Origin of the sequence: Streptomyces sp., from assembly GCF_019510245.1 — a bacterium.
GTDB lineage: Bacteria > Actinomycetota > Actinomycetes > Streptomycetales > Streptomycetaceae > Streptomyces.
Window position 1 is genome coordinate 149,952 of sequence record NZ_JAEKKT010000117.1, and the last position, 25,103, is coordinate 175,054.

General features: G+C 72.9%; 25 protein-coding genes and 3 pseudogenes. 12 read left to right on the forward strand and 16 right to left on the reverse strand.

All coding sequences use genetic code 11. The features are described from left to right. Positions 1 to 23 precede the first annotated feature (23 nt). Positions 24 to 719, forward strand: a pseudogene (locus tag JF597_RS09150) (NADP-dependent oxidoreductase); the annotation flags it as partial. A gap of 10 nt (positions 720 to 729) precedes the next feature. Here JF597_RS09150 and JF597_RS09155 read toward each other — a convergent pair. Together JF597_RS09155 and JF597_RS09160 are read right to left on the reverse strand one after the other, a co-directional pair. Beyond that, positions 730 to 1,836 (reverse strand): NAD(P)-dependent alcohol dehydrogenase, encoded by a 1,107-nt coding sequence (locus tag JF597_RS09155; RefSeq protein ID WP_293991564.1) that lies wholly within the window; start codon positions 1,834 to 1,836, stop codon positions 730 to 732. A 25-nt stretch (positions 1,837 to 1,861) separates the two neighbouring features. After that, entirely contained in the window at positions 1,862 to 3,319 is a 1,458-nt protein-coding gene (locus tag JF597_RS09160) for an aldehyde dehydrogenase family protein (RefSeq protein WP_293991567.1), read from the reverse strand. A gap of 105 nt (positions 3,320 to 3,424) precedes the next feature. Here JF597_RS09160 and JF597_RS09165 point away from each other — a divergent pair, with 105 nt between their 5' ends. After that, positions 3,425 to 3,853, forward strand: coding sequence for a MarR family transcriptional regulator (locus JF597_RS09165; protein ID WP_293991570.1), 429 nt, complete (start codon positions 3,425 to 3,427; stop codon positions 3,851 to 3,853). A 172-nt stretch (positions 3,854 to 4,025) separates the two neighbouring features. Next, entirely contained in the window at positions 4,026 to 4,418 is a 393-nt protein-coding gene (locus JF597_RS09170) for an anti-sigma factor antagonist (protein ID WP_293991572.1), read from the forward strand. Positions 4,419 to 4,464: 46 nt separating this feature from the next. Here JF597_RS09170 and tuf read toward each other — a convergent pair whose 3' ends face one another. The 3 genes and pseudogenes from tuf to JF597_RS09185 all read right to left on the reverse strand — a co-directional run bounded on the left by tuf (position 4,465) and on the right by JF597_RS09185 (position 7,458). Further along, the gene (gene tuf, locus JF597_RS09175) at positions 4,465 to 5,658 is read right to left on the reverse strand and encodes an elongation factor Tu (RefSeq protein WP_293991574.1); all 1,194 of its coding nucleotides are present in this window, start codon (positions 5,656 to 5,658) and stop codon (positions 4,465 to 4,467) included. Positions 5,659 to 5,723: 65 nt separating this feature from the next. Next, positions 5,724 to 6,680 (reverse strand): ribose-phosphate pyrophosphokinase, encoded by a 957-nt coding sequence (locus JF597_RS09180; protein WP_293991576.1) that lies wholly within the window; start codon positions 6,678 to 6,680, stop codon positions 5,724 to 5,726. 59 nt (positions 6,681 to 6,739) lie between these two features. Then, positions 6,740 to 7,458 (reverse strand): annotated as a pseudogene (locus JF597_RS09185) (SDR family NAD(P)-dependent oxidoreductase). 77 nt (positions 7,459 to 7,535) lie between these two features. Here JF597_RS09185 and JF597_RS09190 point away from each other — a divergent pair. After that, complete coding sequence (locus JF597_RS09190; RefSeq protein ID WP_293991578.1) at positions 7,536 to 8,348, forward strand: helix-turn-helix transcriptional regulator; 813 nt, start codon at positions 7,536 to 7,538, stop codon at positions 8,346 to 8,348. A 237-nt stretch (positions 8,349 to 8,585) separates the two neighbouring features. Next, a complete protein-coding gene (locus JF597_RS09195) occupies positions 8,586 to 9,218 on the forward strand; it encodes a DUF4230 domain-containing protein (protein WP_293991761.1) in 633 nt (210 codons plus the stop codon). 14 nt (positions 9,219 to 9,232) lie between these two features. Here the strand turns inward: JF597_RS09195 and JF597_RS09200 are convergent, their stop codons facing one another. Genes JF597_RS09200 through JF597_RS09225 form a run of 6 tightly spaced genes read right to left on the reverse strand, consistent with a single transcriptional unit; the run spans position 9,233 to position 12,978 of the window. After that, positions 9,233 to 10,993: a complex I subunit 5 family protein gene (locus JF597_RS09200; RefSeq protein ID WP_293991580.1), complete on the reverse strand. Its 1,761-nt coding sequence runs from the start codon at positions 10,991 to 10,993 to the stop codon at positions 9,233 to 9,235. Beyond that, positions 10,993 to 11,340: a sodium:proton antiporter gene (locus JF597_RS09205; RefSeq protein WP_293991764.1), complete on the reverse strand. Its 348-nt coding sequence runs from the start codon at positions 11,338 to 11,340 to the stop codon at positions 10,993 to 10,995. Before JF597_RS09205 ends, JF597_RS09200 begins: the two co-directional genes overlap by 1 nt. A gap of 22 nt (positions 11,341 to 11,362) precedes the next feature. Further along, positions 11,363 to 12,103 carry an MnhB domain-containing protein gene (locus tag JF597_RS09210; RefSeq protein ID WP_293991583.1) on the reverse strand — a complete coding sequence of 247 codons (741 nt, stop codon included), beginning with the start codon at positions 12,101 to 12,103 and terminating at the stop codon, positions 11,363 to 11,365. Then, positions 12,100 to 12,354 carry a hydrogenase subunit MbhD domain-containing protein gene (locus JF597_RS09215; RefSeq protein WP_293991585.1) on the reverse strand — a complete coding sequence of 85 codons (255 nt, stop codon included), beginning with the start codon at positions 12,352 to 12,354 and terminating at the stop codon, positions 12,100 to 12,102. Before JF597_RS09215 ends, JF597_RS09210 begins: the two co-directional genes overlap by 4 nt. Further along, positions 12,347 to 12,799 (reverse strand): monovalent cation/H+ antiporter complex subunit F, encoded by a 453-nt coding sequence (locus tag JF597_RS09220; protein ID WP_293991588.1) that lies wholly within the window; start codon positions 12,797 to 12,799, stop codon positions 12,347 to 12,349. The genes JF597_RS09215 and JF597_RS09220 overlap by 8 nt, the downstream gene beginning before the upstream one ends. Next, the gene (locus tag JF597_RS09225) at positions 12,796 to 12,978 is read right to left on the reverse strand and encodes a hypothetical protein (protein WP_293991591.1); all 183 of its coding nucleotides are present in this window, start codon (positions 12,976 to 12,978) and stop codon (positions 12,796 to 12,798) included. Before JF597_RS09225 ends, JF597_RS09220 begins: the two co-directional genes overlap by 4 nt. Positions 12,979 to 13,686: 708 nt before the next feature. Between JF597_RS09225 and JF597_RS09230 the strand changes: the two genes are divergently transcribed. Together JF597_RS09230 and JF597_RS09235 are read left to right on the forward strand one after the other, a co-directional pair. After that, a complete protein-coding gene (locus tag JF597_RS09230) occupies positions 13,687 to 14,208 on the forward strand; it encodes a VanZ family protein (RefSeq protein WP_293991766.1) in 522 nt (173 codons plus the stop codon). A gap of 307 nt (positions 14,209 to 14,515) precedes the next feature. Further along, positions 14,516 to 15,760, forward strand: coding sequence for a family 16 glycosylhydrolase (locus JF597_RS09235; protein WP_293991594.1), 1,245 nt, complete (start codon positions 14,516 to 14,518; stop codon positions 15,758 to 15,760). Between the two features lie 15 nt (positions 15,761 to 15,775). Here JF597_RS09235 and JF597_RS09240 read toward each other — a convergent pair whose 3' ends face one another. After that, positions 15,776 to 16,033 (reverse strand): hypothetical protein, encoded by a 258-nt coding sequence (locus JF597_RS09240; RefSeq protein WP_293991596.1) that lies wholly within the window; start codon positions 16,031 to 16,033, stop codon positions 15,776 to 15,778. Between the two features lie 67 nt (positions 16,034 to 16,100). Between JF597_RS09240 and JF597_RS09245 the strand changes: the two genes are divergently transcribed. The 3 genes from JF597_RS09245 to JF597_RS09255 all read left to right on the forward strand — a co-directional run bounded on the left by JF597_RS09245 (position 16,101) and on the right by JF597_RS09255 (position 19,105). Next, on the forward strand, positions 16,101 to 17,138 hold the full coding sequence (locus tag JF597_RS09245; RefSeq protein ID WP_293991599.1) for a PHP domain-containing protein: 1,038 nt from the start codon (positions 16,101 to 16,103) through the stop codon (positions 17,136 to 17,138). A gap of 49 nt (positions 17,139 to 17,187) precedes the next feature. Next, positions 17,188 to 17,850 (forward strand): HAD family hydrolase, encoded by a 663-nt coding sequence (locus tag JF597_RS09250; protein ID WP_293991601.1) that lies wholly within the window; start codon positions 17,188 to 17,190, stop codon positions 17,848 to 17,850. Positions 17,851 to 18,142: 292 nt separating this feature from the next. Next, positions 18,143 to 19,105, forward strand: coding sequence for an SDR family NAD(P)-dependent oxidoreductase (locus JF597_RS09255; RefSeq protein ID WP_293991603.1), 963 nt, complete (start codon positions 18,143 to 18,145; stop codon positions 19,103 to 19,105). A 107-nt stretch (positions 19,106 to 19,212) separates the two neighbouring features. Here JF597_RS09255 and JF597_RS09260 read toward each other — a convergent pair. From JF597_RS09260 to JF597_RS09275, 4 genes and pseudogenes are all read right to left on the reverse strand, one after another. After that, positions 19,213 to 19,563 (reverse strand): annotated as a pseudogene (locus tag JF597_RS09260) (molybdopterin dinucleotide binding domain-containing protein); the annotation flags it as partial. Positions 19,564 to 19,632: 69 nt separating this feature from the next. Continuing rightward, the gene (locus JF597_RS09265) at positions 19,633 to 19,854 is read right to left on the reverse strand and encodes a hypothetical protein (RefSeq protein WP_293991606.1); all 222 of its coding nucleotides are present in this window, start codon (positions 19,852 to 19,854) and stop codon (positions 19,633 to 19,635) included. Between the two features lie 111 nt (positions 19,855 to 19,965). Further along, positions 19,966 to 21,255, reverse strand: a complete 1,290-nt coding sequence (locus JF597_RS09270; RefSeq protein ID WP_293991608.1) for an ROK family transcriptional regulator — start codon at positions 21,253 to 21,255, stop codon at positions 19,966 to 19,968. Between the two features lie 353 nt (positions 21,256 to 21,608). Then, a complete protein-coding gene (locus tag JF597_RS09275; protein WP_293991611.1) occupies positions 21,609 to 22,517 on the reverse strand; it encodes a DUF3626 domain-containing protein in 909 nt (302 codons plus the stop codon). 193 nt (positions 22,518 to 22,710) lie between these two features. Between JF597_RS09275 and JF597_RS09280 the strand changes: the two genes are divergently transcribed. Then, on the forward strand, positions 22,711 to 23,991 hold the full coding sequence (locus JF597_RS09280; RefSeq protein ID WP_293991613.1) for an aromatic acid exporter family protein: 1,281 nt from the start codon (positions 22,711 to 22,713) through the stop codon (positions 23,989 to 23,991). Beyond that, a complete protein-coding gene (locus tag JF597_RS09285) occupies positions 23,988 to 25,043 on the forward strand; it encodes a hypothetical protein (protein WP_293991616.1) in 1,056 nt (351 codons plus the stop codon). The genes JF597_RS09280 and JF597_RS09285 overlap by 4 nt, the downstream gene beginning before the upstream one ends. Positions 25,044 to 25,103: the final 60 nt, after the last annotated feature.

The following is a 25,103-nucleotide window of genomic DNA, read 5'->3' on the forward strand; positions in this document are numbered from 1 at the left end:
CCGGAGCCCCGTTCGGTGATCCGCCCGGTGACGAGGTCTTCGGCATGGCGCCCTACCCCTTCGGGCACGGCACGCACGCCGAATACGTGATCGTCCCGGCCCGGGCCCTCGTGCCGAAGCCCGCCGCCGTCGACCACGTCCAGGCCGGCGCGTTGCCGCTGGTGTCCCTGACCGCCTGGCAGGCGCTGGTGGAGAACGCCGACGTCCGGCCGGGACAGCGGGTGCTGATCCACGCGGCGGCCGGCGGGGTCGGGCATGTGGCGGTGCAGATCGCCAAGGCGCGCGGGGCGTACGTGATCGGCACCGCGAGCGCCGGCAAGCACGACTTCCTGCGGGAGATCGGCGTGGACGAGCCGGTCGACTACCGGTCCGTGGACGTCACGGAGGCGGTGCGGGACGTCGACGTCGTGCTCGACACGGTCGGCGGCGACACGTCGGTGGCCTCGCTGCGGGTGCTGCGGCCGGGCGGGACCCTGGTGTCGATCCTGCCGGTGGGCTCGCCGGAGCTGTTCCAGGAGGCCGAGCGGCTGGGCGTACGGGCGGTGCGGATGCTGGTGGACGCCGACCGGGCGGGGATGCGGGCGGTCGCGGAACTGGTGGAGGCGGGCAAGCTGCGCGCGACCGTCGCGGGGACCTTCCCGCTGGCCGATGCCGCCAAGGCGCACGAGCTGGGCGGCACCGGCCGGACCACGGGCAAGCTGGTCCTGGTGGTGGACTGACCCGCGCGGGTCAGAAGGTGAGCACGGGCTTGATCGCCTTGCCCGTGCTCATGTCCCGCACCGCCCGGTCGATGTCGGCGAACGGGTAGGTGCTGATCAGCCGGTGCAGCGGCAGCCGCCCCTCGCGGACCAGCCGGACCAGGGTGGGGATGAAGGCCTGGGTCTCGCTGTCGCCGAGGGTGAGGCCGACGATCCGCTTGCCCGACAGCAACCCGTTGACGTCCAGGGGGACTTCGGTGCCGAAGGGCGGGGCGCCCACGACGACCAGGGTGCCGCGGGCGGCCAGCGCGTCGACGCCCTGGCGCAGGACGCCGACGTTGCCGGTCGTCTCCACGACGCCGTCGGCGCCCGCCCCCTTGGAGATGCGCCGCAGGGCCTCGGGCACGTCCTCCCGGCTCGCGTCGACGGTGTGGGTGCCGCCCACCTCCCTTGCCAGCTCGAGGCGTTCGGCCACCCGGTCGACGGCGACGATCGTGGTGGCGGGGGTGAGCGCGGCGGCCATGACGGCCGACAGGCCGACCGCTCCGGCGCCGAGGACGACGACCGTGCTGCCGGCGGCCGGCTCAAGGACGTTCCACACGGCGCCGACCCCGGTCTGCACCCCGCAGCCGAGCGGGGCGATCGACTCCAGCGGGACGTCCGGGTCGACCTTGACGAGGCTGCGCTCGTCCACCAGCGCCCGTTCGGCGAAGGAGGACTGACCGAAGAAGTGCCCGCCGAGCGGCTCGCCGTCCCGGCTGACGGTGGCGGTGCCGTCGGCGCGCCGGCCGCCGATCAGGTTGAGCGGCAGCCAGGTGGTGCAGTAGGCGGGGTGGCCGCCGTGGCAGTTGCGGCAGGAGCCGCAGGAGGTGAAGGACAGCACGACGTGGTCGCCGGGGGCCACGCCGGTGACGGCGGAGCCCACGGCCTCGACGACGCCGGCGCCCTCGTGGCCCAGCACCCCGGGCAGCGGGAAGGGCAGTCCGCCGCTCGCCACGCTGAGGTCGGTGTGGCACAGACCGGTGGCGACCATGCGGACGAGCGCCTCGTACGGCCCCGGTGCGTCGAGCTGGACGTCGCCGAGGGTGAAGGGGGCGCCGCCGGACTCGACCACGGCGGCTCGGGTGGTGAGGGACATCGTAGGAACTCCTGGTCTGCGGGGCTCAGTCGAGCGAGACGACGACGGACTTGACCTTGGTGTAGGCGGCGAGCGCCTCGGGGCCGTACTCGCGGCCGAAGCCGGACGCCTTGACACCCCCGAAGGGGACGGCGGGGTCGAGCATCGCCCAGTCGTTGACCCAGACGATCCCGGCCTGGAGGCGGGCGGCGACGCGGTGCGCGCGGGCCAGGCTGCCGGTCTGGACGCCCGCGGCGAGGCCGTACGGCGTGGAGTTGGCGAGGGCGACGGCCTCGTCCTCGGAGTCGAAGGGCTGCACGGTGAGGACCGGGCCGAAGATCTCGTCCTGGATCACCCGGGAGTCGTTCGGCAGGTCCGCGACGACGGTCGGCTTGTAGTAGAAGCCACCGCCGAGGTCGAGGCGTTCGCCGCCGCAGACGATCCGGCCGCCCTCCTTGCGGGCGAGGTCGACGTACTCCTCGACCTTGCGCAGGTGCTTCTCCCCCGCCATCGGGCCGACCACGGTGGCGGGGTCGCGCGGGTCGCCGACCGGGACGCCGGGGACGGCCTCGGCGAGGATGCCGAGCAGGGTGGCGTAGACGGGGCGGGCGACGAGGAGCCGGGGGCCGCCCATGCAGAACTGGCCGGTGTTGAAGACGAACGCCTTGATCACCGCGCCGACGGCGTTCTCCAGGTCGGCGTCCTCGAAGACCAGGTGGGCCGCGTTGCCGCCGAGTTCCACGGTGACCGGCTTGAGCGCCTCCCCGGCCGTGCTCGTCACGTGCCGCCCGACGGCGGTGGAGCCGGTGAAGGCGACCTTGTCGACGCCCGGGTGGCGCAGCAGGGCCTCGCCAGCGACCGGCCCGGCGCCGGTGACGACGTTGACCACCCCGTCCGGGACGCCCGCCTCCTTGAACAGGCGGGCCATGCGCAGCGCGCTGAGCGGGGTCTCGTCGGCGGGCTTGTGGACGACCGTGTTTCCGGCGGCGAGGGCCGGGCCGATCTTCGAACCGGCGAGGATGAGCGGGAAGTTGAACGGGGTGATGGCGGCGACCACGCCGATCGCCTCGCGCCGGGTGTAGGCGAGGGCGTTCATCGGTACGTCGCGGACGGCGCCGTCCAGGGAGTGGGCGAGGGCGGCGAAGTGCTCGTAGTCGTTGGCCGCGTTGGTGACGTCGACGGCCCGGGCCAGCGTGATCGGCTTGCCGACGTCCAGGCTCTCCAGGGCGGCTATCTCCTCGGCGTTCTCCCGGATCAGCTCCGCGACGCGGTGCAGCACGCGGCCGCGCTCCCGGCCGCTGAGTCCCGCCCACTCCCCCGCGTCGAAGGTCTCGCGGGCGGCGCGGACGGCGGCGTCGACGTCGGCGGCGCCGGCCTCCGCGACGGTGGTGATCACCTGACCGGTGGCCGGGTCGGTCACCTCCGTCCGGGCCCCGTCGACGGCCTCCCGCCACTGTCCGCCGATGAACAGCTGCCCCGGTCCGGTCTCGAAGGTGGTCGTCATTGCCCACTCCCCAGCGTCGATCGCTTAGCCTTCAACAAACAGGATTCCTGTTGGTCCGCAGTCTCATTACGGACAGGATTCCTGTCAATGGTCTAGGGTGAACGCATGGTCGGTACAAAGACACGCCCCTCGCTGCTGTACATGGTCAAGCAGGTGGAGCTGGTGGTGCGCTCACACCTCGACGAGCTCGTGAAGCCCGCCGGGATCACCGCGCTGCAGTACACGGCCCTGACCGTCCTGGAGCGCCACGACGGCCTGTCGGCGGCCCAGTTGGCACGGGACTCGTTCGTCACCGCCCAGTCGATGGCCGACCTCGTGAGGTCCCTGGAGACGCGCGGCCTGATCCGGCGGGAGCGCAATCCGCGCAACCGGCGGGAGCTGCTGATCCTGCTGACGGACGCCGGGCGCGAACTGCTCGCCGGGGCCGCCGGGCCGGTGCGGGAGCTGGAGGAGCGGATGGTCCGCGAGCTCACCGCGCACCAGGAGGAGCAGTTCCGCCAGGCGCTGAGCAAGGCGTGGCACGCGCTCTCCTAGGCGGGCACCGCTCTCACGTGCCGGTTCCCCGACTGTCGCGCACGCCACAGAAAATGGCGAGCCGAAGCAGCAGACATATGTCAATCGAACATGCTCAAATTCCCTCCATCGAGGGTAACTTGCAGTGCGGGGAACGGAATTGAACCGGCAGGGGTGGGAGGTTGATGTCGACGTGCGCCAGGAACCCCGGCAGGATCCCGCGCCGCTCTCCCGGCACCTGCGCATCCACCAGGACCGCGGCCACACGGTGCTGGAGCTGCGGGGCGAGATCGACATCGCGGCGGCGACGGAGATCGCGCCCCATCTGGACCGGGTGACCGCCCAGGAGAACGGCCGGGTCGTGATCGACCTGCTGCCCGTCGAGTTCTTCGACTGCTCGGGGCTGCGGCTGCTCTACCGGGCGCGCAGCCGGGTGCTGAAGCGCGGCGGGGAGCTCCAGCTGGTCTGCACGCACCCGCTGACCCTGCGGGTGCTCAAGGTGACGGGACTGTCGCGGCTGCTGCCGCCCCGGGCGACGCTGGACGCGGCCCTGGGCCAGCCCGAGGCCACGTCCGGCACCTTATGACACCGTTGCCACTCCGGTTTCCTGCGGGCCTGCGCCCCCAGGAGTCCTACTGCAGGATCTTCGTCACCTGACCGGCGCCGACGGTCCGCCCGCCCTCGCGGATCGCGAACTTCAGGCCCTCCTCCATCGCGATCGGCTGGATCAGCCGGACGCGCACGGTGGTGTTGTCGCCCGGCATCACCATCTCGGTGCCCGGGGGCAGGGTGACGACGCCGGTCACGTCGGTCGTGCGGAAGTAGAACTGGGGACGGTAGTTCTCGAAGAACGGCGTGTGCCGGCCGCCCTCGTCCTTGGACAGGATGTAGGCCCGCGCCTCGAACTCCACGTGCGGGGTGACCGATCCGGGCCTGATGACGACCTGCCCGCGCTCCACGTCGTCCCGCTTGACCCCGCGCAGCAGCAGCCCGACGTTCTCCCCGGCCCGGCCCTCGTCGAGCAGCTTCCTGAACATCTCGACGCCGGTGACCGTGGTCCGCGTCTTGTGCGGATGGATGCCGATGATCTCGACCTCGCTGTTGACCCGCAGCACACCGCGCTCGATCCGGCCGGTGACGACGGTCCCGCGGCCGGTGATGGTGAAGACGTCCTCGATGGGCATCAGGAACGGCCGGTCCACGTCCCGCACCGGCTCGGGCACGAACCGGTCGACGGCGTCGAGGAGTTCGAGGAGGGCCGCGGTCCACTGCGGGTCGCCCTCCAGGGCCCTGAGCGCGGAGACCCGGACCACCGGGACGTCGTCGCCGGGGAACTCGTACTCGGTGAGCAGTTCGCGCACCTCCAGCTCCACCAGTTCCAGGATCTCCTCGTCGTCGACCATGTCGGTCTTGTTGAGCGCGACGACGATGTACGGCACCCCCACCTGGCGGGCCAGCAGCACGTGTTCCTTGGTCTGCGGCATCGGCCCGTCGGTGGCGGCCACCACCAGGATCGCCCCGTCCATCTGGGCGGCTCCGGTGATCATGTTCTTGATGTAGTCGGCGTGGCCGGGGCAGTCGACGTGCGCGTAGTGCCGGCGTTCGGTCTGGTACTCGACGTGCGCGATGGAGATGGTGATGCCGCGCTGCCGCTCCTCGGGCGCCTTGTCGATCTGGTCGAACGGCGTGAAGGGGTTGAGCTGGGGGAACTTGTCGTGCAGCACCTTGGTGACGGCCGCGGTGAGTGTCGTCTTGCCGTGGTCGATGTGCCCGATGGTGCCGATGTTCACATGTGGTTTCGTCCGCTCGAACCTGGCCTTCGCCACGGGGGGCCTCCTGATCGCGTCGGTGCCGCCGAGCGCGGTTCAGCGCTACAACTCCTCCTTCCTGTCTAGAGGTTGCGCGGCTCGTCGAACAGGGCGCTCACGGACTCACCGTTGTGAATACGGCGTACGGCCTCCGCGAGGGCCGGGGCGATGGACAGGATCCGCAGCTTGTCGGTGTGCTCCTCGACGGGCACCGGCACGGTGTTGGTGCAGACGATCTCCAGCACGTCGGGCTGCTCGCTCAGCCGCTTGAGCGCCCCGGCCGCGAACAGCCCGTGCGTACAGGCGATCCGGATCGACCGCGGCGGCCCCAGCTCCCTGATTCTTTCCAGGAGTTCGACGACCGTGCTGCCCTTGGCGATCTCGTCGTCGAGCACGATGACGTCCCGGTCGGCCACCTCGCCGATCACCGAGCTGATGGTGACCCGGTCGTCCGGGTAGCGTTGCTTGGCGCCGGCCGCCACCTGGGCTCCGATCAGCCGGGCGAAGGCGGCGGCCTCCTTGGCGTTGCCGAGGTCGGGCGAGACGACGGTGGTGCGCGACAGGTCGTACCGCCGGAAGTGCGCCGCCAGCTCGCGCAGCGCGTGCAGGTGGTCGACCGGTACCGAGAAGAAGCCGTGCACCTGCGGGGCGTGCAGGGTCATGGCGAGGACCCGGCTCGCGCCGGCGGCCACCAGCAGGTCGGCGACCAGGCGGCCGCCCAGCGAGATGCGCGGGGCGTCCTTCTTGTCGGAGCGGGCGTAGGAGTAGTGCGGCATCACGACGGTGATCCGGCCCGCGGAGGCACCGCGGGCCGCGTCGCACATGAGCAGCAGCTCCACCAGGTGCTCCTGCACCGGGCGGACCAGCGGCTGGATCAGGAAGACGTCCCGCTCCCGGCAGTTGGCCTGGAGCTGCACCTCCAGGCAGTCGTTGGCGAACCGGCTGACCCGCGTCGGGCTGAGCGGCACCCCGAGGTGCGCGCAGACCTCCTCGGCCAGCTCGGGGTGGGCGCTCCCGCTGAAGACGGCGATGTCTCGCACGATCCGCTCCTCGCATGATCAGTACGGGCTACGGGCTCATGCTACGGACCGTGCCGCTCTCACCACGGCACGGGTGTGCCGTCCCAGGAGAAGAACCCGCCGCTGGGGCCGTCGTCGGGCAGCAGCGCCAGTCGTACGGCACCCCGCGCACCCTCGGCAGGATCGCCGCCCCCGGCGGCCGCACCGGGCACCAGGTCGGTGGCCCGCCGTCCCGGGGCCAGGGCGTTCACCTTGAATCCGGCCTCGGCCAGCTCCTGGGCGTACAGGACGGTCAGCGCGTTCAGCGCGGCCTTGGACGAGCGGTAGGCGGCGGACCTGGGGACGCCCTCGGCGAACTGCGGATTGGGCCGGGTACTCCAGGCGAGGGACGCGGTACCGCTGCTGACGTTCACCACGCGCGGGTGGGCGGAGCGGCGCAGGGCGGGCAGGAAGGCGTTGGTGACCGCGGCGACGCCGAAGACGTTGGCCTCGTACGTCCGCCGGAAGTCCGCGACGCCGGTCTCCGAGGGGGTGCCGGTCACCGGCTGGACACCGGCGTTGTTGACCAGGACGTCGAGGCGGTCGACTCCGGCGGCGGCCCGCTCGACGCTGCCGGGGTCCGTGACGTCGAGGACCAGGAGCCGTGCGTTCGCGCCGATATCTCCGCCACGGCCCGCGCGCCGCGCTCGGCATCCCGGGACCCGACGTGGACGCGGAAGCCCTCCTCGGCCAGCAGCCTGGCGATGTGGAAGCCGATGCCCTTGTTGGCACCGGTGACGAGTGCTGTGCGATCGTTCATGTCAGCCACGGTCCCCCGGCCGCGTCCGCCCTGCCAGGGACCACCTGTACCAGGCGGACCGAGGAGAGGACGCCGGCATGGCGAGGCAGGAACTGGCCCGCTTCCTGCGCGAGCGCCGCGCGGGACTGCACCCGCAGACGGTGGGCCTGCCGCCGGGCACCGACCGCCGCACCCCCGGGCTGCGCCGCGAGGAGGTAGCCGAGCTCGCGCACATGAGCGTCGACTACTACATCCGCCTGGAGCAGGCCCGCGGCCCCCGCCCCTCCCCACGCGTCCTGGACGCCCTGGCCGGGGCACTGCGGCTGGCCCCCGCCGAGCGCAGCCACCTCTTCCACCTGGCCGGCTCGGCCGCGCCGCCACCCGGCGGCACGGCGGTACGGCGGGTACGACCGCACGTGGCCCGCCTGCTGGAACGGCTCCCCGACACCGCCGCGATCGTCACCGACGCGGCCTACGGCCTGGTGGCCTGGAACCCTCTCGCCCAGCTGCTGCTCGGCGGCGATCTCGGCCTCGGCACGACCAACCTGGCCCGCCGGCGCTTCCTCGGCCAGGGGCGGATGTACGAGAGCTCCCGTGCCGAGGAGACCGGGCACATCGTGGTGGCCCGGTTGCGGCGGGCCGCCGAGCGGTATCCGCACGACGCTCAGCTCAGCGCCCTGCTGGAGGAGTTGCGGGCGGGCAGCGAGGACTTCCGGCGGATCTGGGCGGCCCATCCGGTGCACGCCCCCGGACACCGCACCAAGCTCCTCGACCATCCGGAGCTGGGGCGGCTGCGGCTGAACTGCGACGTCCTGCTGGTGCCGGAGGACGACCAGGAGGTCGTCCTCGTCACCGCGGACCCGGGTTCGCCGTCGGCGCGCCGGATCGCGGAGCTGGCCGCACGGTCCTGACCGGCCGTCCGGGCGAGCGGTGGCCGGTGGCCGGTGGCCGGTGGCCGCCGGGACTGTCACGCCGCCGCGTGTATCAGTCCTGCCTCAGCTGTCTCAATCGGCCAACAAGACGGTCTGGCAGGGCTTTTGGCGGGCATGCGTGTCGTTGGAAAGGAGGACCGTCACATGGCGAGTTCCACCAAGGAGAGCAAGGCGAGCGCCACACAGGACGCTCCCGTCACGGCCCGGACCCGGCGTATGCCCGGCTGGGCGAAGCTGGTCACCGCGCTGGTGCTGGTGCTCGTGGTGCTGTTCGCCGGGATCAAACTGGCGGTGCTGCCCGGGATCAAGGACCTGTTCGGCACGGAGACCCGCGACAACACCGGCCCGGCGCTGCTCAAGTCCATCCAGGACATGAGCCGTTACGACGCGGCCTCCGGCAACTTCCAGGTCGTCGTGGACCTGGAGAAGGACGCCAAGTACCTGCCCAGCGCGATCCGCGGCACCCGCACCCTGTACGTCGGGGCGGGCACGGTCGACGCCTATGTCGACCTCGGCGGGATCGCGCAGAAGGACGTGACGGTCAACGGCGACCGTACCGAGGCCACCATCCGGCTGCCGCACGCCCAGCTGGGCAAGGCGACGCTGGACCCCGACCACTCCTACGCCGTGTCCAAGCAGCGCGGCCTGCTCGACCGGCTCGGCGACCTGTTCTCCGACAACCCCAACGGTGAGCAGGCGGTGCAGAAGCTGGCCGTGAAGCACATCGACACAGCGGCCAAGGACAGCGGGCTGACCACCCGGGCCGAGACCAACACCACCGACATGCTGGAGGGGCTGCTGCACTCCCTCGGATTCACGGAGGTGCACGTGTCGTACGGGACGATCTGATCGACGCCGTGTGATCAGCCGCCCAGCACCGCGGGCAGGGCCAGCGCGCCCAGTGCCGCGGTGCCGACCAGCAGCCAGGCCACGTAGTCCCCGATGTGCCCGGACTGCAGGCGGCGCAGCGGCAGCGCCCGGTCCGGGGCGGACAGCAGGCCGGGGCGGACGATCGCGACGGCGGCGAGGCCCACGGCCAGGAGGGTGGAGAGACAGCCCAGCAGGACCCCGGCCGTCGTCCAGTGGACGGCGGCCGGGGTCCCGCCCGTGCCGGCCGCGGCGAGGGCACGGGACAGCATCTCGGGTAGGCCGGGAGCGACACCGACGGCGAGGGCGCCGGCCAGCAGGACCGCGGGGACGAGGGTCATGGTGGCCGGGATGCGGTCCAGCCTGCCCTCCGTCTCGGGCTCCTCGTCGGCCCCGGTGGTCTCGTAGGCGGCGCCCTTGGGCGGCGGGTCACCGAGGCCGAGGAAGACCCGGGCGCCGACCCGCAGCACCGCGCCCGCCGTCACCGCCGACGCGAGGACGAACAGCACCGTGAGCGGTCCGCCCACCGCTTCCTCGGAGACCGCCTTGCCGATGCCGGTGCCGAACGGCGGCAGGCCGGCCAGGGCCAGCCCGCCGACGCCGAACAGGACGCCCTCCGTGCGCAGATCGCGGCCCCTCCCGTGCAGCGCACGTTCGTCGACGTTGCCGTAGCGGTCCAGCAGGATGCCCGTGCACGCGAACAGGGCGGCCTTCACGCCCGCGTGCCCGAGGATGTAGAGCGCGGCCCCGTCGTCGCCCTCCGGGGTGAGGACGCCCAGGGCGACGAGGAACAGCCCGGTGTGGGCGACGGTGGAGTTGGCCAGCAGCCGTTTGATGTGCCGCTGGTGCCAGCACATCACCGCGCCGACCACGGCCGTGAGCACGCCGAGGACGACGAGGGCCCGTTCCAGGTCGGCCGCCGGGATGCCGCCGGGGCCGGCGAAGACCGTGCCGTACACCCGCCACACGCCGTACGCGCCCAGTTCCACCATGACCCCGGAGAGCAGCATGCACACCGGGGTGGGGGCGACGGCGTGGGCGTCGGGGAGCCAGAGGTGGAAGGGGGCGGCGGCGGCCTTTACCAGCAGCGCGGTGAGCACCAGCACGAACGCGGCGAGGACCAGCGCGTCGGGGCGGCCGTGCGCGTCCAGGCCGCGGCCGATCTTCGACATGGCCAGTTCGCCGGTGCGGGCGTACAGCAGTCCGATGCCCGTCAGCATCGCGTACGCGCCGAGGGAGTTGACCACGCCGAAGGTCAGCGCGCCCTGCACCGCCTTCGCCTCGTCGATGCGGTAGCCGGTCAGCGCGTAGGCGACCACGCTCATCAGCTCGAAGAACACGAACATGTTGAACAGGTCGCCGGCGATGGCGAACCCGCACATGCCGGCCTGGAAGGCCAGCATCAGCGCCGGGTAGGAGCCGGCGTGGCCGCGTGGCGGCTCCTCGAAGTAGTGCCAGGAGTACACCAGGGCGGCGAGCGTCAGCAGGGAGACGAGCGTGGCCATGCCGAGGGCCGGTCCGTCCCCGACCACCAGGATCCCGACGCTCTCCCCGTGGACCGGCCGCCAGCCGCCCACCCACTCGGTCATCGGGGGCGAGGAGTTCAGGAGCAGGACCAGGGCGAGGGCGCAGGTGCCCGCACAGACCGCGCAGGCGAAGCTCTCGGCGACGACCCTGGGCAGCCGGCGGCCGGCGGCCACCAGCAGGGTGGCGCCGAGCAGGGGACCGGCCGCGAGCAGCGGGAGCAGGTGGTGCATCAGCCGCGCAGCTCCGTCAGTTCGTCGGGGTCGACCGTGCCGTGCCGCTTGGCGATCTGCAGGACGAGCGCGAGCAGCAGCGCGGTGACGGTCGCGCCCACCACCACGTCGGTGAGGGCGAGGGCCTGCACGACCGGGTCGACCAGCGGCCGGGCGCCGGGCTCGAGGTCGGAGAAGACGGGTGCGGTGCCGCCGTCGCGATAGCCGACGGCGAGCAGCAGGACGTACGTCGACGACTGGACGACGGCCAGACAGCCGACGGCGTGGATCAGGTTCCGGCTGGTGGCGAGGCCGTAGCAGCCGGCCAGGAAGATCCAGACGGCGACCAGGTAGGGGAAGACGTGCATCACGGAGTGCGTCACTGCGGGCTCAACTCCCGTTCTCCTCCTCGATCTCGACGGCCTGGTCGAGGAAACGGGCGAGCAGCACCACGACCGCGCTCGCCACCTCCATGCCGATGGCCGCGTTCAGCAGGGGGACCGTGCCGCCGGAGGACAGCGTGTTGAAAGTGCCGTACGGCAGCAGCGTGTTGGCCAGGAAGGCGGTGCCCGCCAGCACCCCGGCGAGGCCGAGGACCAGGTAGGAGCAGGCCGCGAGGGAGTCGGTGACCTCGAAGACGCCGATGGGGCGGACGCGTTCGAGGGCGCCGTAGTCGGCGCCGAGGTACAGCAGGTGCAGCGCGGTCGCGGCGACGACCCCGCCCTGGAAGCCGCCGCCGGGGCTGAGCTGGCCGTGCGCGATGACGTACAGGCCGGTGACCAGGGCGACGGGCAGCATCAGCAGGGCGTACCGCCGGACCGGCAGGGCCACTTCGGTGGGCTCCGGGCGGTCCCGCTGTTCGTCCCGGTTCTGGCGCAGCAGGACCACGCAGCCGAGGACGGCGGCGAAGAGGATGCTCATCTCGCCGAGGGTGTCGTAGGCCCGCTGGTCGAAGTTGACGGAGGAGATGACGTTGGCGGTGTGCCGGGCGAGGGAGGCGCGCACGGCACGGTCGCCGTAGGGGTGGCGGGTGCCGCCGAAGCCGGGCAGGTCGAAGCAGGCGGCGACCAGGAGCGCCGCCAGGCCCGCGCCGCCAATGGCCAGCACCCAGAGCCGGAAGGAGCGGCTCACTTCTCGCCTCCCTTCCCGCGCCGCCGCACCTTGCGCACCGACAGCATGATGAGCAGCGGGGTCAGGGCGGAGCCGACGGCGAGCTGGGAGAGGCCGACGTCGGGGGCCTGGAGCACGGTGAACACGACGCCGAGGAACAGGCCGAGCAGGGACAGCACCAGGGCCTGGCGGGCCGGGTCCCGGACCGCCACGGCCACGGTCGCGGCTCCCGCGGTGAGCAGCAGGGCCACGACGATCACCGCGTCAGCCACCGCGCACCCCCCGGAAGCCGCCGGACAGCGCCCGGGAGGCGACCACGTTCCCGCCGGTCAGCAACGCCCCGATCACCAGGAGTTTGACCATCGCCCGGCCCGGCCCGGTCGCCACGCACAGGGCGACCACGACGGCCGCGTCCACCCCGACCGTCGTCCAGGTCAGGCCCCAGGCGGCGGCCCGGCCGTCCGTCAGGTCGTCGGCGAGCAGCCGGGCGAAGACGAGGGTGCCGACGGGGCCCAGCACGGCCAGCAGCAGGCCGAGGTCGACGTAGGACGTACGGTCGTAGCCCTGGGCGAGCAGCAGCAGGCTCGCGCAGACCACCGAGGTGGAGAGGTTCTGGGCGACCACGCGGCGGCTCAGCGGGCCGGTGGCCACGCCCCACAGGGCGGTGCCCGCGCCCCCCGCCAGCAGCACGGTCGCCGCCAGGATCCAGCCGTTCACCGCCAGTTCACCGCCCGCCGGCCGGCCCGCGCCACCAGCGCCCCGATCGCCGCCACGCTCGCGCCGACGATCCGCTCCAGGGTGTCGACGCTGCTGATGAACACCAGCCAGAGCAGGGCGAGAACGGCCCACCAGGCCAGCAGTTCGGCCGCGGCGCCGAGCGCCGTGCGCCTGGTCATACGCCGCCTCCTCGGTCGCCGTGCGGCGCGATGTCCGATTCGCCGCTTCTTTGCCGCTTGTGCATCCAAGCATCGCGACCGTCGCCGGGAGCGGCGGCACGCGGGAACGCACCCGGAGTGCCCAGGGGGCGCACCCGGAAACCAGCGGTCTGCTCCGGCCGACCTCCGGGCCACGGCATCGCCCGGCGTTTCGGGGGTAACTGGCTCATCACGCCGCAAGGTTGGAGAGTGGAGGACTCAATGGCCAGCGCCGCCTCGCGCCTGCGCATCACCAAAGGCGAGACCACCGAGGAGACGAAGAAGAACGGGGACACCGGCACGAGGGCGAGGCTGTTCAGCAGGGCCGCACGCGTCGTCGGCGTCCGCGGCGACCAGCCGGGCACCGCCACGAAGGGGGGCTCCACCAAGCCGGCGGACGCCGGGAAGAAGGGCACCCTCGGCAGGGTGCGCCGCTCCGGCACCCCGAGCGATACCGCCGGACCGAGCGGCACGGCCAAGTCGGCGGATGCCAGGAAGACGGGCTTCCTCGGCAGGTTGCGCGGCTCCGGCACCGCGGGCGGTGCCGCCGCTCCGGGCGGCACGGCCGAGCCCGCGGATGCCGGGAGGACGGGCTTCCTCGGCAGGTTGCGCGGCTTTGGCGCGGCAGGCGGGACGGCCACCGCGCGCAGGGCGGGCGGCACGGCGGAGCCGGCCGCCGGGAAGACGCGCATCGGCAGGAAGGGCGCAGCGGGCGAGGCGGACACCTCCGCCGCCCGGACCGGCACGGAGCGTCGCCCGCTCCCCCTGCCCCTGCGGTTGCTGGCCATGGCCTGCGCCTTCGCCGCGATGGTGGCCTTCGCCGTCGTGCTGGCCGATCTGACCCTTGATCCGTCCCCGGCCTCCGTGTCGATCGCCCACACCAACCTGCATCCCGGCGCCACCCTGAAGCTCTATCTGGACCAGCCCGGGTTCCGTGACGCCGTGAAGCAGATCGGCGGAAACATCCTGCTCGGTGCCCCGTTCGGCATCCTCGTGCCGGTCCTCGCACCCGGCGCCCGGGGCGTGCTGCGGGTGCTGCTGCTGACCGCGATCGTGATGCTGCTGGTGGAGATGGCGCAGGGCGCGCTGGTCACCGGCCGGGCGTTCGACGTGGACGACGTCATCCTCAACACCACGGGGGCGCTGGTCGGTTGGCTGCTGCTGGGCCGCCGGCTCGGCCGCGCGGTGCACGCCCGCAAGCGCAAGGCGTGACCCGGCGGGACGGCCGGGTCCGGCTCGCCCGGCGGGCGCCGGCGGGCCGTGGGTGGTTGCTCGCGCAGTTCCCCGCGCCCCGCGCAGTTCCCCGCGCCCCCTGAAGGGGCGCGGGGAAAGTGCGGCCGGCCCCCACCGGCCCGCATCTGTACGGCGCACGGCGAGGCCGTCCCGCCCTTTCGCACACTGGTCCGTACCACGCTCTTGACGCCGACTTATCTCACTTCTTAAATCAAGAGGCGACGCCTTCACCCCCCACCCCGGTCGGCTGCCTCCCCGCGCCCGGCCGCCGACGGAAGGAAGAGCCGTGGCCTCCCCACGATCGCTCCGCAGATGTCTCTTCGCAGCGCTCTCCGCGGCCCTGGTCGCGACGGCCGCGGTCGGGCCCGCGCGGGCCGCGTCCGCGTCCGCCGGCGCGAGCGCGGCCGCCGTGACCTTCTCCGACACCTTCGACGGGGCCGCCGGTTCGCCGGTCGACTCCTCGAAGTGGACGCTGGAGACCGGCGACAACGTCAACAACCACGAGCGTGAGTACTACACCTCGGGCACCAACAACGCGGCCCTCGACGGCCAGGGGCACCTGGTCATCACGGCCAGGAAGGAGAACCCCGCCAACTACCAGTGCTGGTACGGCACCTGCCAGTACACCTCGGCGCGACTGAACACCTCCGGGAAGTTCAGCGCCCAGTACGGGCACGTCGAGGCCCGCATGAAGATCCCGCGCGGGCAGGGCATGTGGCCGGCGTTCTGGATGCTCGGCACCGACATCGGGTCGGTCGGCTGGCCGAACTCCGGCGAGATCGACGTGATGGAGAACGTCGGTTTCGAGCCCTCGACCGTGCACGGCACCATCCACGGCCCCGGCTACTCCGGCTCCAACGGGATAGGCGCCGGCTACTCGCTGCCGAACGGACAGGCCTTCGCGGACGCCTTCCACACGTTCGCCGTCGACTGGGCACCCAACTCGATCAAGTGGTCGGTCGACGGCACCGTCTACGAGACCCGTACCCCCGCCGACGTGGGCGGCAACACCTGGGCGTTCAACAAGCCGTTCTTCCTGATCCTGAACCTGGCCGTGGGCGGCTACTGGCCGGGCGACCCGGACGGCTCGACCGCCTTCCCGGCGCAGCTGGTCGTGGACTCGGTGTCGGTGACGACCAGTGACAGCGCGGCCGGGGTCGCGATCAAGGGCCTGGCCGGCAAGTGCGTGGACGTGGCCGGGGCGAATCCCGCCAACGGCACGCCCGTGCAGCTCTACGACTGCAACGGCACCGCCGCCCAGCAGTGGACGGTCGCCAGCGACGGCACCGTCCGCGCGCTCGGCAAGTGCCTGGACGTCACCGGCGGCGGCACGGCGGACGGCACGGCCGTCCAGCTCTACGACTGCAACGGCACCGCCGCCCAGCAATGGGCCGTCTCCTCGGCGCACGACATCGTGAACCCACAGGCGAACAAGTGCCTGGACGTCACCGGCAACAACTCGGCCAACGGCACCCGGCTGCAGATCTGGACCTGCACGGGCGCCGCCAACCAGAAGTGGACGGTCGGCTGAGCGCAGTGCTCGCCCCTAGCGGCGCGACGGGCGGGGCATCCAGGTGAACTTGTCCCCGCCCACCCAGCAGACCACGGCCGGGTCGTCCAGGTCGTGGACCTTGATGCCGTGGGACGCGGCGACCTCCAGCACATCCGTGATGGTGCGCGCCTGGCAGACCACCTCACCGTCGATCTCCACGATGCGGAAGGGCGGGGTGCCGGGCTTGCCGGTCATGACCCCGAGCACCAGGATCCGCGGCTGGGAGATGAACGGGCTCGCTATCTCGGTCATGCAATCGAGGGTAGATCTCCCCGGGCGGAAGTGACCGGCCTGAGTCACCCTGACGGTGGAGGTGGCCATGGACCCCGTCGAGGCACTGGAACGCATCGCCTTCCTGCTGGAACGGTCGCTGGCGCCCACGTACCGGGTCCGCGCCTTCCGCACCGCCGCAAGAGCCCTGGCCGCCCTGCCCGCCGACGAGGTGGCCGCGCGGGCCCGGGCCGGGACCCTGGAGTCGCTGCGCGGCGTGGGCCCGAAAACGGCCCAGGTGGTCCACGAATCGCTGGCCGGAGATTTGCCCGGATATTTGCGCAGGCTTGAGGAAGAGACGGCCGAACCCGCCACCGGTCCCGGTTCCGGGCTGCGGGCGCTGCTGCGCGGGGACTGCCATCTGCACTCGGACTGGTCCGACGGCGGCAGCCCCATCGAGGAGATGGGCCGGACCGCGGCGGCCCTCGGACACGACTGGGCGGTGCTCACCGACCACTCCCCGAGGCTCACCGTGGCACGCGGGCTCTCCCCGGAGCGGCTGCGCGAGCAGCTGGACGTGGTGGCCCGGCTCAACGCCCCCTGGGCGCCGTTCCGGCTGCTCACCGGCATCGAGTGCGACATCCTGGAGGACGGTTCGCTGGACCAGGAGCCGGAGTTGCTGGAACGGCTCGACGTGGTCGTCGTCTCGGTCCACTCCAAGCTGCGGATGGACGCCCGCTCGATGACCCGGCGCATGGTGACGGCCGTCCGCGATCCGCACGCCGACGTCCTCGGCCACTGCACGGGCCGCCTGGTCACCGGGCGGGGGCGGCCGGAGTCCGAGTTCGACGCGGACGACGTGTTCGCGGCCTGCGCCGAGTCCGGTACGGCCGTGGAGATCAACAGCCGCCCGGAGCGGCTCGACCCGCCCCGCCGGCTGCTGCGCCGGGCCGTGGACGCCGGGGTGCTGTTCTCGATCGACACCGACGCCCACGCTCCCGGCCAGCTGGACTGGCAGATCCTCGGCTGCGCGCGGGCCGAGGAGTGCGCGGTGCCCGCCGACCGGGTGGTGACCACCTGGTCCGCGCGGGAGCTGCTGGCCTGGACCGGCGAGGGACGGGTTCCGGCGCGCGTGACCGGCGCCTGACGCGGTACCCGGTGAGCCGGAGCCGAACCACAGGAAGGGGCGCCGAGCGATGGACCGGGCTGCCGTGTTCGACGTCGACGGGACCCTCGTCGACACCAACCACCTGCACGTCACGACCTGGTGGGAGGCCTTCAGACAGGCCGGTCACCAGGTCACCATGAACGCCGTGCACCACTCCGTCGGGCTCGGCTCCGGCGACCTGATCGCCCATCTCCTCGGCGAGGACCGCGACCGGAGCCAGGACGACGAGCTCAGCGCCGCGCACACCGCGCTCTACGGGCAGTACTTCGACCGGCTCGCACCGCTGCCGGGCGCCGGCGAGCTGCTGCGGCGCCTGCACCGGGACGGCTGGCGGGTGGTGCTGGCCACCTCGGCGAGCGGCCCCGAGCTGGCCGCGCTGCGCCGCGCGATCGACGCCGACGACACGATCGCCGCCACCGCGAGCGCCGACGACGTGACCCGGGGCAAACCGGCGCCGGAGCCCGTGGAACACGCCCTGGAGCTGGCCGGGGTGCCGGCGGACCGCGCGGTGTTCGTGGGGGACACGGTGTGGGACATGCGGGCGGGCACCAAGGCCGGCGTGCGCTGCGTCGGGGTGCTGTGCGGCGGGATCCCCCGCTCGGACCTGGTGGCCGCCGGGGCGGAGGAGATCTACGCCGACCCCGCCGACCTGCTCGGCTCGCTGGCGGACAGCCCGTTCTCCGGCGGGTGACGCGCATCACGTACCGGTGCGGAACAGCCGGGGGAGGTTGTCCGTTGAACCGGCCGTGGGTGCGGATGGGACAGTGTCCCCGGGCCTCACCTTTTGCCCACAGGGACGATCGTTCGGCTGAAGCCCTGTGGAGCCTTTCGCCGAGAGGCGACCGCCATCCGTGCCCACCACCTGGCCGCCCCGGCCGCGAATCCCCCGTCGCGGCCGGGGCTTTCCCCTGTTCGGGGCCGCTCCGGGCGCCCGGGAACACGCGCTTGACTTCGAGCGCACTCCAATTCGTAGCGTTTCGGTCATGAGCGCTACGACACCTCAGCACAAGATCGGTTCCGGCTTCGGCGCGGACAGCACGGCCGACGAGGTCCTGGCCGGACTCGACCTCGGCGGCCGGCTCGCGATCGTCACCGGCGGTTACTCCGGCATCGGACTGGAGACCACCAGGGCCCTCACCAAGGCAGGCGCCCAGGTCGTCGTCCCCGCACGGCGCGTCGAAGCCGGCCGCGAGGCGCTGGCCGGCCTCGACGGGGTCGAGGTGGACGAACTGGACCTCGGTGACCTGGAGAGCGTGCGCGGTTTCGCGGAGCGGTTCCTGGCCTCCGGGCGAACCGTCGACTTCATGATCGACAGCGCGGGGATCATGGCCTGCCCGGAGACCCGGGTCGGGCCGGGCTGGGAGGCCCAGTTCGCCACCAACCACCTCGGGCACTTCGCCCTCGTCAACCGGCTCTGGCCGGCCCTCCAGCCCGGCGGCGCCCGGGTCGTGTCGGTCTCCTCGCGCGCCCACCACTTCTCCGGCATGCGCTGGGACGACGTCCAGTGGCGGCACGGTTACGACAAGTGGCAGGCCTACGGCCAGGCCAAGACCGCGAACGTACTGTTCGCCGTGCACCTCGACCGGCTGGGCCGGGACTCGGGCGTGCGGGCCTTCGCCCTGCACCCCGGCGGCATCATGACACCGCTCCAGCGGCACATCCCCCTCGCGGAGAAGATCGAGCGCGGCTGGGTGGACGAGCAGGGCAACCCGCTGGAGGTCGCGGGCCTGAAGACGCCCGAGCAGGGTGCGGCCACCCAGACCTGGGCGGCCACCTCCCCGCAGCTGGCGGACCTCGGCGGGGTGTACCTGGAGGACTGCGACATCGCCGAACCCGCCGTGGAGGGCGAGCCGACCGGCGTGAAGGCCTGGGCCGTCGACCCGGAACAGGCCGCCCGGCTGTGGGACCTGTCGGCGGAGCTGACGGGCGTGAACGCGTTCGCCTGAGGGCGCGTGAACCCGCAACGCCGCCCCGGCAGGGCCTCAGGAGTCGCCGGCCGAAGTCCACGCGCTGCGGACGGAGGTGCCGGCGAAGAACCCGACGCGTACCCCCGTCACTTGCGTACCTCGGTTCCGGTGGCCGCGGTGATGCCGGCCCGCCTGCGGTACTCGGCGACCAGCCAGGGCAGGTCGGGGCCGCGGGGGCGGCGGCCGGCCAGGATGTCGGCGGTAAGCGCCTTGTCCTCCTGGAGTGGGCGTGGGGTCGAGGGTGATGGCCACCAGTTCGTTGGCCGCGTCGCCGGTCGCGACTCCGTTGGGCCCCCAGTGGAAGGGCAGGCCGATCTGGTGGACGGTGCGGCCCTGCACGCGCAGCGGCCGGATCCGCTCCGTCACCAGGACCCGTGCCTCGACGGGTTGCGGGCGGTGACGATGGTGGCCCAGCCGCCGTTCTCCAGGCCGCGTTCCGTGAGCTGGCGGCGGACGGGCCAGGAGCGGAACCGGTCGGCGAGCGTCATGCGCCTTCCTCCCGCCCCTCAGGCCGTCGGCTCGTCGGGCACCGGTTTCTCGGGGTGCGCCGACCCCGAACGCGGTGTGCCGTGCGGCCCCGCGCCGGCCTCGTCGAGGTCGGGGAGGTCGTCGTCGCGGCGGACCTCGGGCCGTCCGCTCTCCGCCGCCTCCCACGGGTCCTGACCGGACCCTGCCTGCTGGTCCGGCAGGTCCCGGGGGACCGGCTTGCCGTCCTGCTTCTCGCCCACGGCGTACTCCCTCGCGTCGTTCCGAGGCCTCGTTCCGGGCGTCGGGCGAGTACCTCGGCGACACCGCGCGAAACGCGGAGCCGACGCGAGGACCGGAGGGCGGCGCGTGGGTCAGCGCGGGCTGCGTTCCTCCAGGGCCGCGCGCCAGGCGGGGAGCCGGTTCTCGGTCGCCGGTTCGGCACGGCGGCCGCCGCGGCTGAAGAAGTCGGCGAGGGGCAGGATGGCGGCGCCGACGGTGACCGCGTCCGGGCCGAGCCGGCCGAGGTCGATGGTGACCTGCTCGGCGGGGTGCCGCAGCGCGTACGTGGTCGCGTACCGCCGTACGGCCGGCAGGAAGCGGGCGCCGAGCTGGAGGCCGGCCCAGCCGCCGATCAGGATCCGCTCGGGCTGGAAGAGGTTGATCAGGTCGGAGAGGCCGGCGCCCAGGTACTCGGCGGTCTCCTCCAGCACGGCGAGCGCGACCGGGTCCGGCTCGGTGCCCTCGGCGGGGTAGGCGGCGGCGAGCATCGCGGTGAGGGCGGACTCCTCGTCGAGGCCCTCGGCCGGCCGGCCGCCCTCCTCGCGCCAGCGGGCGAGCAGCGACTCGGCACCGGCGTACGCCTCCAGGCAGCCGAGCGCGCCGCAGCGGCAGCGGCGGCCCCGCACCCGTACGGTCAGATGGCCCCATTCGACCGCCCGGCCGTTCTCCACGTCCGGGGTGACCAGGCAGGCGCCGACGCCGGAGCCGAAGAGCACCACGACCGCGTTGTCCGCGCCACGCCCGGCGCCGAACCACATCTCGGCCTGGCCCAGGGTCTTGGCGCCGTTGTCGATGAAGTACCGCACGGATTCCGGGAGCCGGCAGCCGGTGCGCAGCAGCTCCTCCAGGGGGACGGCGTCCCAGCCGATGGTCTGGCCGTGTACGAGGGCGCCCCGGTCCTCGGTGTGCTCGATGATGCCGGGAACGCCGACGCCGACGCCGAGGAGCAGTTCGGGCGAGGCGCCCTCGGTGGCGAGGACCTCGTCGATGCCGTCCCGGATGTGGCCGACGATCACCTCGACGTCGTAGCCCTGTTGCTCCAGGGGGCGCTCGACGCGGGCCAGTTCGGTGAGGTTGAGGTCGAACAGCTCGACCCGGACCCGGGTCTCGCCGACGTCCACGCCGATCATGTGACCGCTGTGCGGCGCGACGCGCAGCAGGGTGCGGGGGCGGCCGCCGTCGGAGTCGACGCTGCCGGCCTCCTCGACCAGGCCGTCGGCGACCAGGTCGGCGACCACGTTGCTCACCGAGCCGGAGCTCAGGCCCGTGGCCGGGCCCAGCTCGAAGCGGCTGAGGGGGCCGTCGAAGTAGAGCCGCTGCAGTACGGCCGTGCGGTTGGCCCTTCTGAGGTCGCGTACCGTGCGCCCGTTCCGCCCCGCCATGTGGCTCCCTTCACGAACCCTGCCCGACCTGCAACATACTCCTTCGGGAGGGCGGAAGCGATATTTTCCCAACCCTTAGTTCACGCTGTGAGTGAAGGGGTCTGGAGAACGGGGTGCACCGCAGGGGTGCGGGGGGTGCGGGCTGCGGGTGCGTCATGGTCGCCCGCGCAGCTCCCGCGCTCCTGCCGGAGCGCTCCACCCTGCGGCACCCGTCGGCTCGCCGCGTAGACATCCTCCACGCAACGGCCGTCCACCACCAGGGAGTCAGCCGATCGTCCGCGTTCCCGCCGGGATTGCGGTCCTGGAACATCCTACGGAACGCCACGCGCGCCCCGGTGAACGGTCGCCCGCGGCTACGCCCTGGGCGTGCTCGGACCGAGCGCCCGCCCACCCGCTCCGGCCGAGCAGGCCGTGCCCGCGCCCTCCGGGGCGCCGAATCGGGCCAGGGTGTGCCAGACCATCTTCAGGTCCTGGATCCCGTACCGGCCGGTGCGGGCAGCGGCACCGATGATCCGGGGGTCGACCACCCCCTTCTCCGCGATCGCGGCGCCGAGTTCGGCGTACTCGGCGCCCCGGAAGTCCGCGTGCCGGCGCAGGTCGGGCACGGTGAGCCGGTAGCCGGGGTGCCATTCGACCGGGAAGGGCAGCCGACGGGCAGCCGCGGCCACCGGCGTGTTCCGGTAGCAGGCGTCCAGCACCAGGGCCTCGACGTCCCGGTCGAGCCGCACCCCGCCGTGCACCTGCGCCTCGATGTAGTCGTCGAGGGCGTCCCTCTCGTCGGCCGCGGCCAGGGCGGGCAGGTGGGTGCCGGCGGCCACCCCGAAGTCCGTGGGCTCGGCAGCGCTGTCGGGGTAGCAGAAGGTGGCGCGGTGGAGTGCCGGCCCGGTCAGGCGCAGGTGCGAGGATCCGAAGCGGGGCGCCGCGCCGACCACTTGGCGGCGGACGTCCAGCGCGCCGTACACCGGCCGCTCGGCCGGGAGGGCGTCGTCGTAGGTCCCGCCGAAGATCCGGCTCTCCCAGCGCCACCGGTCACCGCCGGGGTGTGCGGTGAGCCCACCGTTGCCGGTGCCGGTCACGAACTGGGAGTGGTAGGCGCCGTCCCGGGCGAGCGCCTCCAGGATCGGCAGGCCGGCCGAGAGCCGGTCGGGGTGGAAGTTCAGGGTGATGCGCAGGCCGGGGTCGAGGGGCGGCCCCGAGGACAGGGCGGCCACATGGCGCAGCGCCGCCGCGCCCCGCGCCGCACCGGCGTCCGCGAACTCCATCGGGTTCCCCCTGTGGCCGATCCGATGCCGGCCGACCCTAGCCGGTCACGGCCGGTCCGGTCGCGCCGGTTTCCGAGGCGGGCGCGCGGTGGCGGACACCCTCCGTAATCGACTCTGGTCAACGGCCACCGACACGCGCATGATCTGTGGAAATCACGTTCGCCGTGACACCCGAGTGGGAACAGGCCAAGGGATGCAGAACGTACGGAAGTGGACCGAGGGGCTGTCGCGACTCCTGCGGCGGCACCGGGACCCGGTGGTCGTCCAGACGCTGCGGTCGGCCGCCGCGGCCACGATCGCCTACGTCGTCGCGCTCCACCTGAGCCCCGAGCCGGCCCCGCTCACCGCCCCGCTGACCGCGCTGCTGGTCGTCCAGGTGACCCTGTACGCCACCCTGACCAACGGCTTGCGCCGGGTCAACGCGGTGGTGGCCGGGGTGCTGGTCGCCATCGCCTTCAGCCAGCTGGTGGGGCTGACCTGGTGGAGCCTGGCCCTGCTGATCGTGGCCTCGCTCGCGGTGGGGCATCTGGTACGCGTCGACGAGTACATCCCCGAGGTGGCGATCAGCGCCATGCTGGTGCTCGGGGTCACCACCATCAGCAGCACCGCGTGGGCGCGGATCGTGGAGACCCTGATCGGCGCGGTCGTCGGCATGGGCTGCAACCTCCTCCTGCCGCCCCCGGTGTGGGTGGACGAGGCCGGGGAGTCGATCGAGGGCCTCGCCCGCCGGCTGCGGCAGCTGATGCTGCGGATGGGCGAGGAGGCGGCGGAGATCATGCCCTGGCAGCAGGCCGCCGCACGGCTGCACGAGGCCCGCCGTCTGGACCACGCCATCATCGAGGTCGACGCGGCGCTGCGGCAGGCGGAGGACAGCCTGCGGCTCAACCCCCGGGTCCGGGAGGGCCTGCTGCACCGGGTGGTGCTCCGCACCGGCCTGGACACGCTGGAGATCTGCACGGTCGTCCTGCGCGTGCTGGCCCGCACCTTCACCGACCTGGCGAAGGTCCGCGAACCCGAGCCGCTGTTCGCGTCGGACGCGGGTACGGCCCTGGAGCAGCTGCTGTCCCAGATCGCCGACGCCGTGGTGAGCTTCGCGGTGCTGGTGACCACCAGCATCAGCGAGAACGCGGAGTCGGCCGAGGCCCGGCTCGCCGCCGAACTGCACACCGCGACCGGCACCCGCGACAAGCTCGCCGAACTGCTCCAGGACGAGGTCCGCCGCGACGACCGGAACTGGCAGCTGCTCGGTGCCGTCCTGACCGAGGTCAACCGGCTCCTCGACGAGCTCGACACCGAGCACCGCACCCGCCGCCTGCTGGAGGAGCTGGACCGCGTCTCCGGCGAGCAGCGCGCCAAACGCCCGTGGCTGACCTGGCTGCGGGAGCGGGCGGGCGTACCGGAGCGGCTGCGGCGGAACCAGGACGGCCGTCCGGGGCGTTCTCCGTCACGGACGGGGAAGGGGGTACGCCGATGACGGACACGGCGGTACGGATCGACGGCAATTCACTGCGGCTGCCGGGCGGGGTGGCGGTGCGGTTCGTGCGCACGCTGCGGCTCCCGGAGACGGGCACCCATCCGCTGCCGCCGGGGCTCGGCGAGTTCCCGGTCCGGCGGGTGGCCGACTACCCGGACACGGTTCCGGACGAGTGGCGGGCCCGGGGCGGGGTGATGCTGCCGGTCTACCTGCGCGAGGCGATGTGGCTGAGCTTCGCGGGCACGGCGCGGCCGGCGGCGCTCCAGGTCGGCGTGGGCAAGGTGTGCGCGGTGTCCGGCGAACCGTGGAGCGACCGGCTCTCGCAGCGGCCGCAGAACTATCTGGTGCTCCCCCGGCAGCCGTGGCTGGACGGCATCAACTCCGGGAAGGGCACGGTCCGTCAGTTCGTGGCGGTTCCGCTCGGGCTGGGTGCGACGGTGGAGGGGCAGGTCACCGGCGAGGAGGTGTGGGGCGGGGTGCAGCTCCAGTCCTTCCCGCTGTCCGAGGAGGCGCTCGCCGAGTACCACCGTCAGGAGCGGCTGCGGCGGGAGCGGCTGGCCCGGGAGCGGACGCACAGCTCCCGGGCGGTCGGCGCGTTCGGCGCGGCGCCCATGGCGGCGGCCGCGCCGGGCGCGGTACCGGTGCCCCGGGGACGGAAGTCGGCAGCCCCGGCCGCGATGGGCCTGGGTGTCGGCGGCTCGATGCGCCAGGAGGTGTACCTGGACGAGCGTCCGCTGCGGGACTGGGCCGAGACCCCGGCCGGACGCGTCTTCGTGCACCTGGTCACGCCCCCGCAGTGGCAGCGCATCACGGGCGAGGCACCCCCGCCCTCGCCGGTGGACCGGGCGGCGTACACCCGTGCGGGGCTGCCCTGGTACGACTACTACGACCAGGACGCCCGGGATCTCGCCCCCACGGACGCCCTGGAGGCGGTCAAGCCGGTCGGCGAGTGGCTCGGCGACGACCTGGAGCCCTGGCAGCAGCCGTCCCCGGGGCAGGTGCTGCCCCTGAAGGACGCGCAGGGCAAGCCGGTGGAGGACGGCGACTGGTGACGCCATTGCACGTGATGCAACGGACGTTGCTCTTCTTGCGCTGCCCCCTCGGTCCACGTC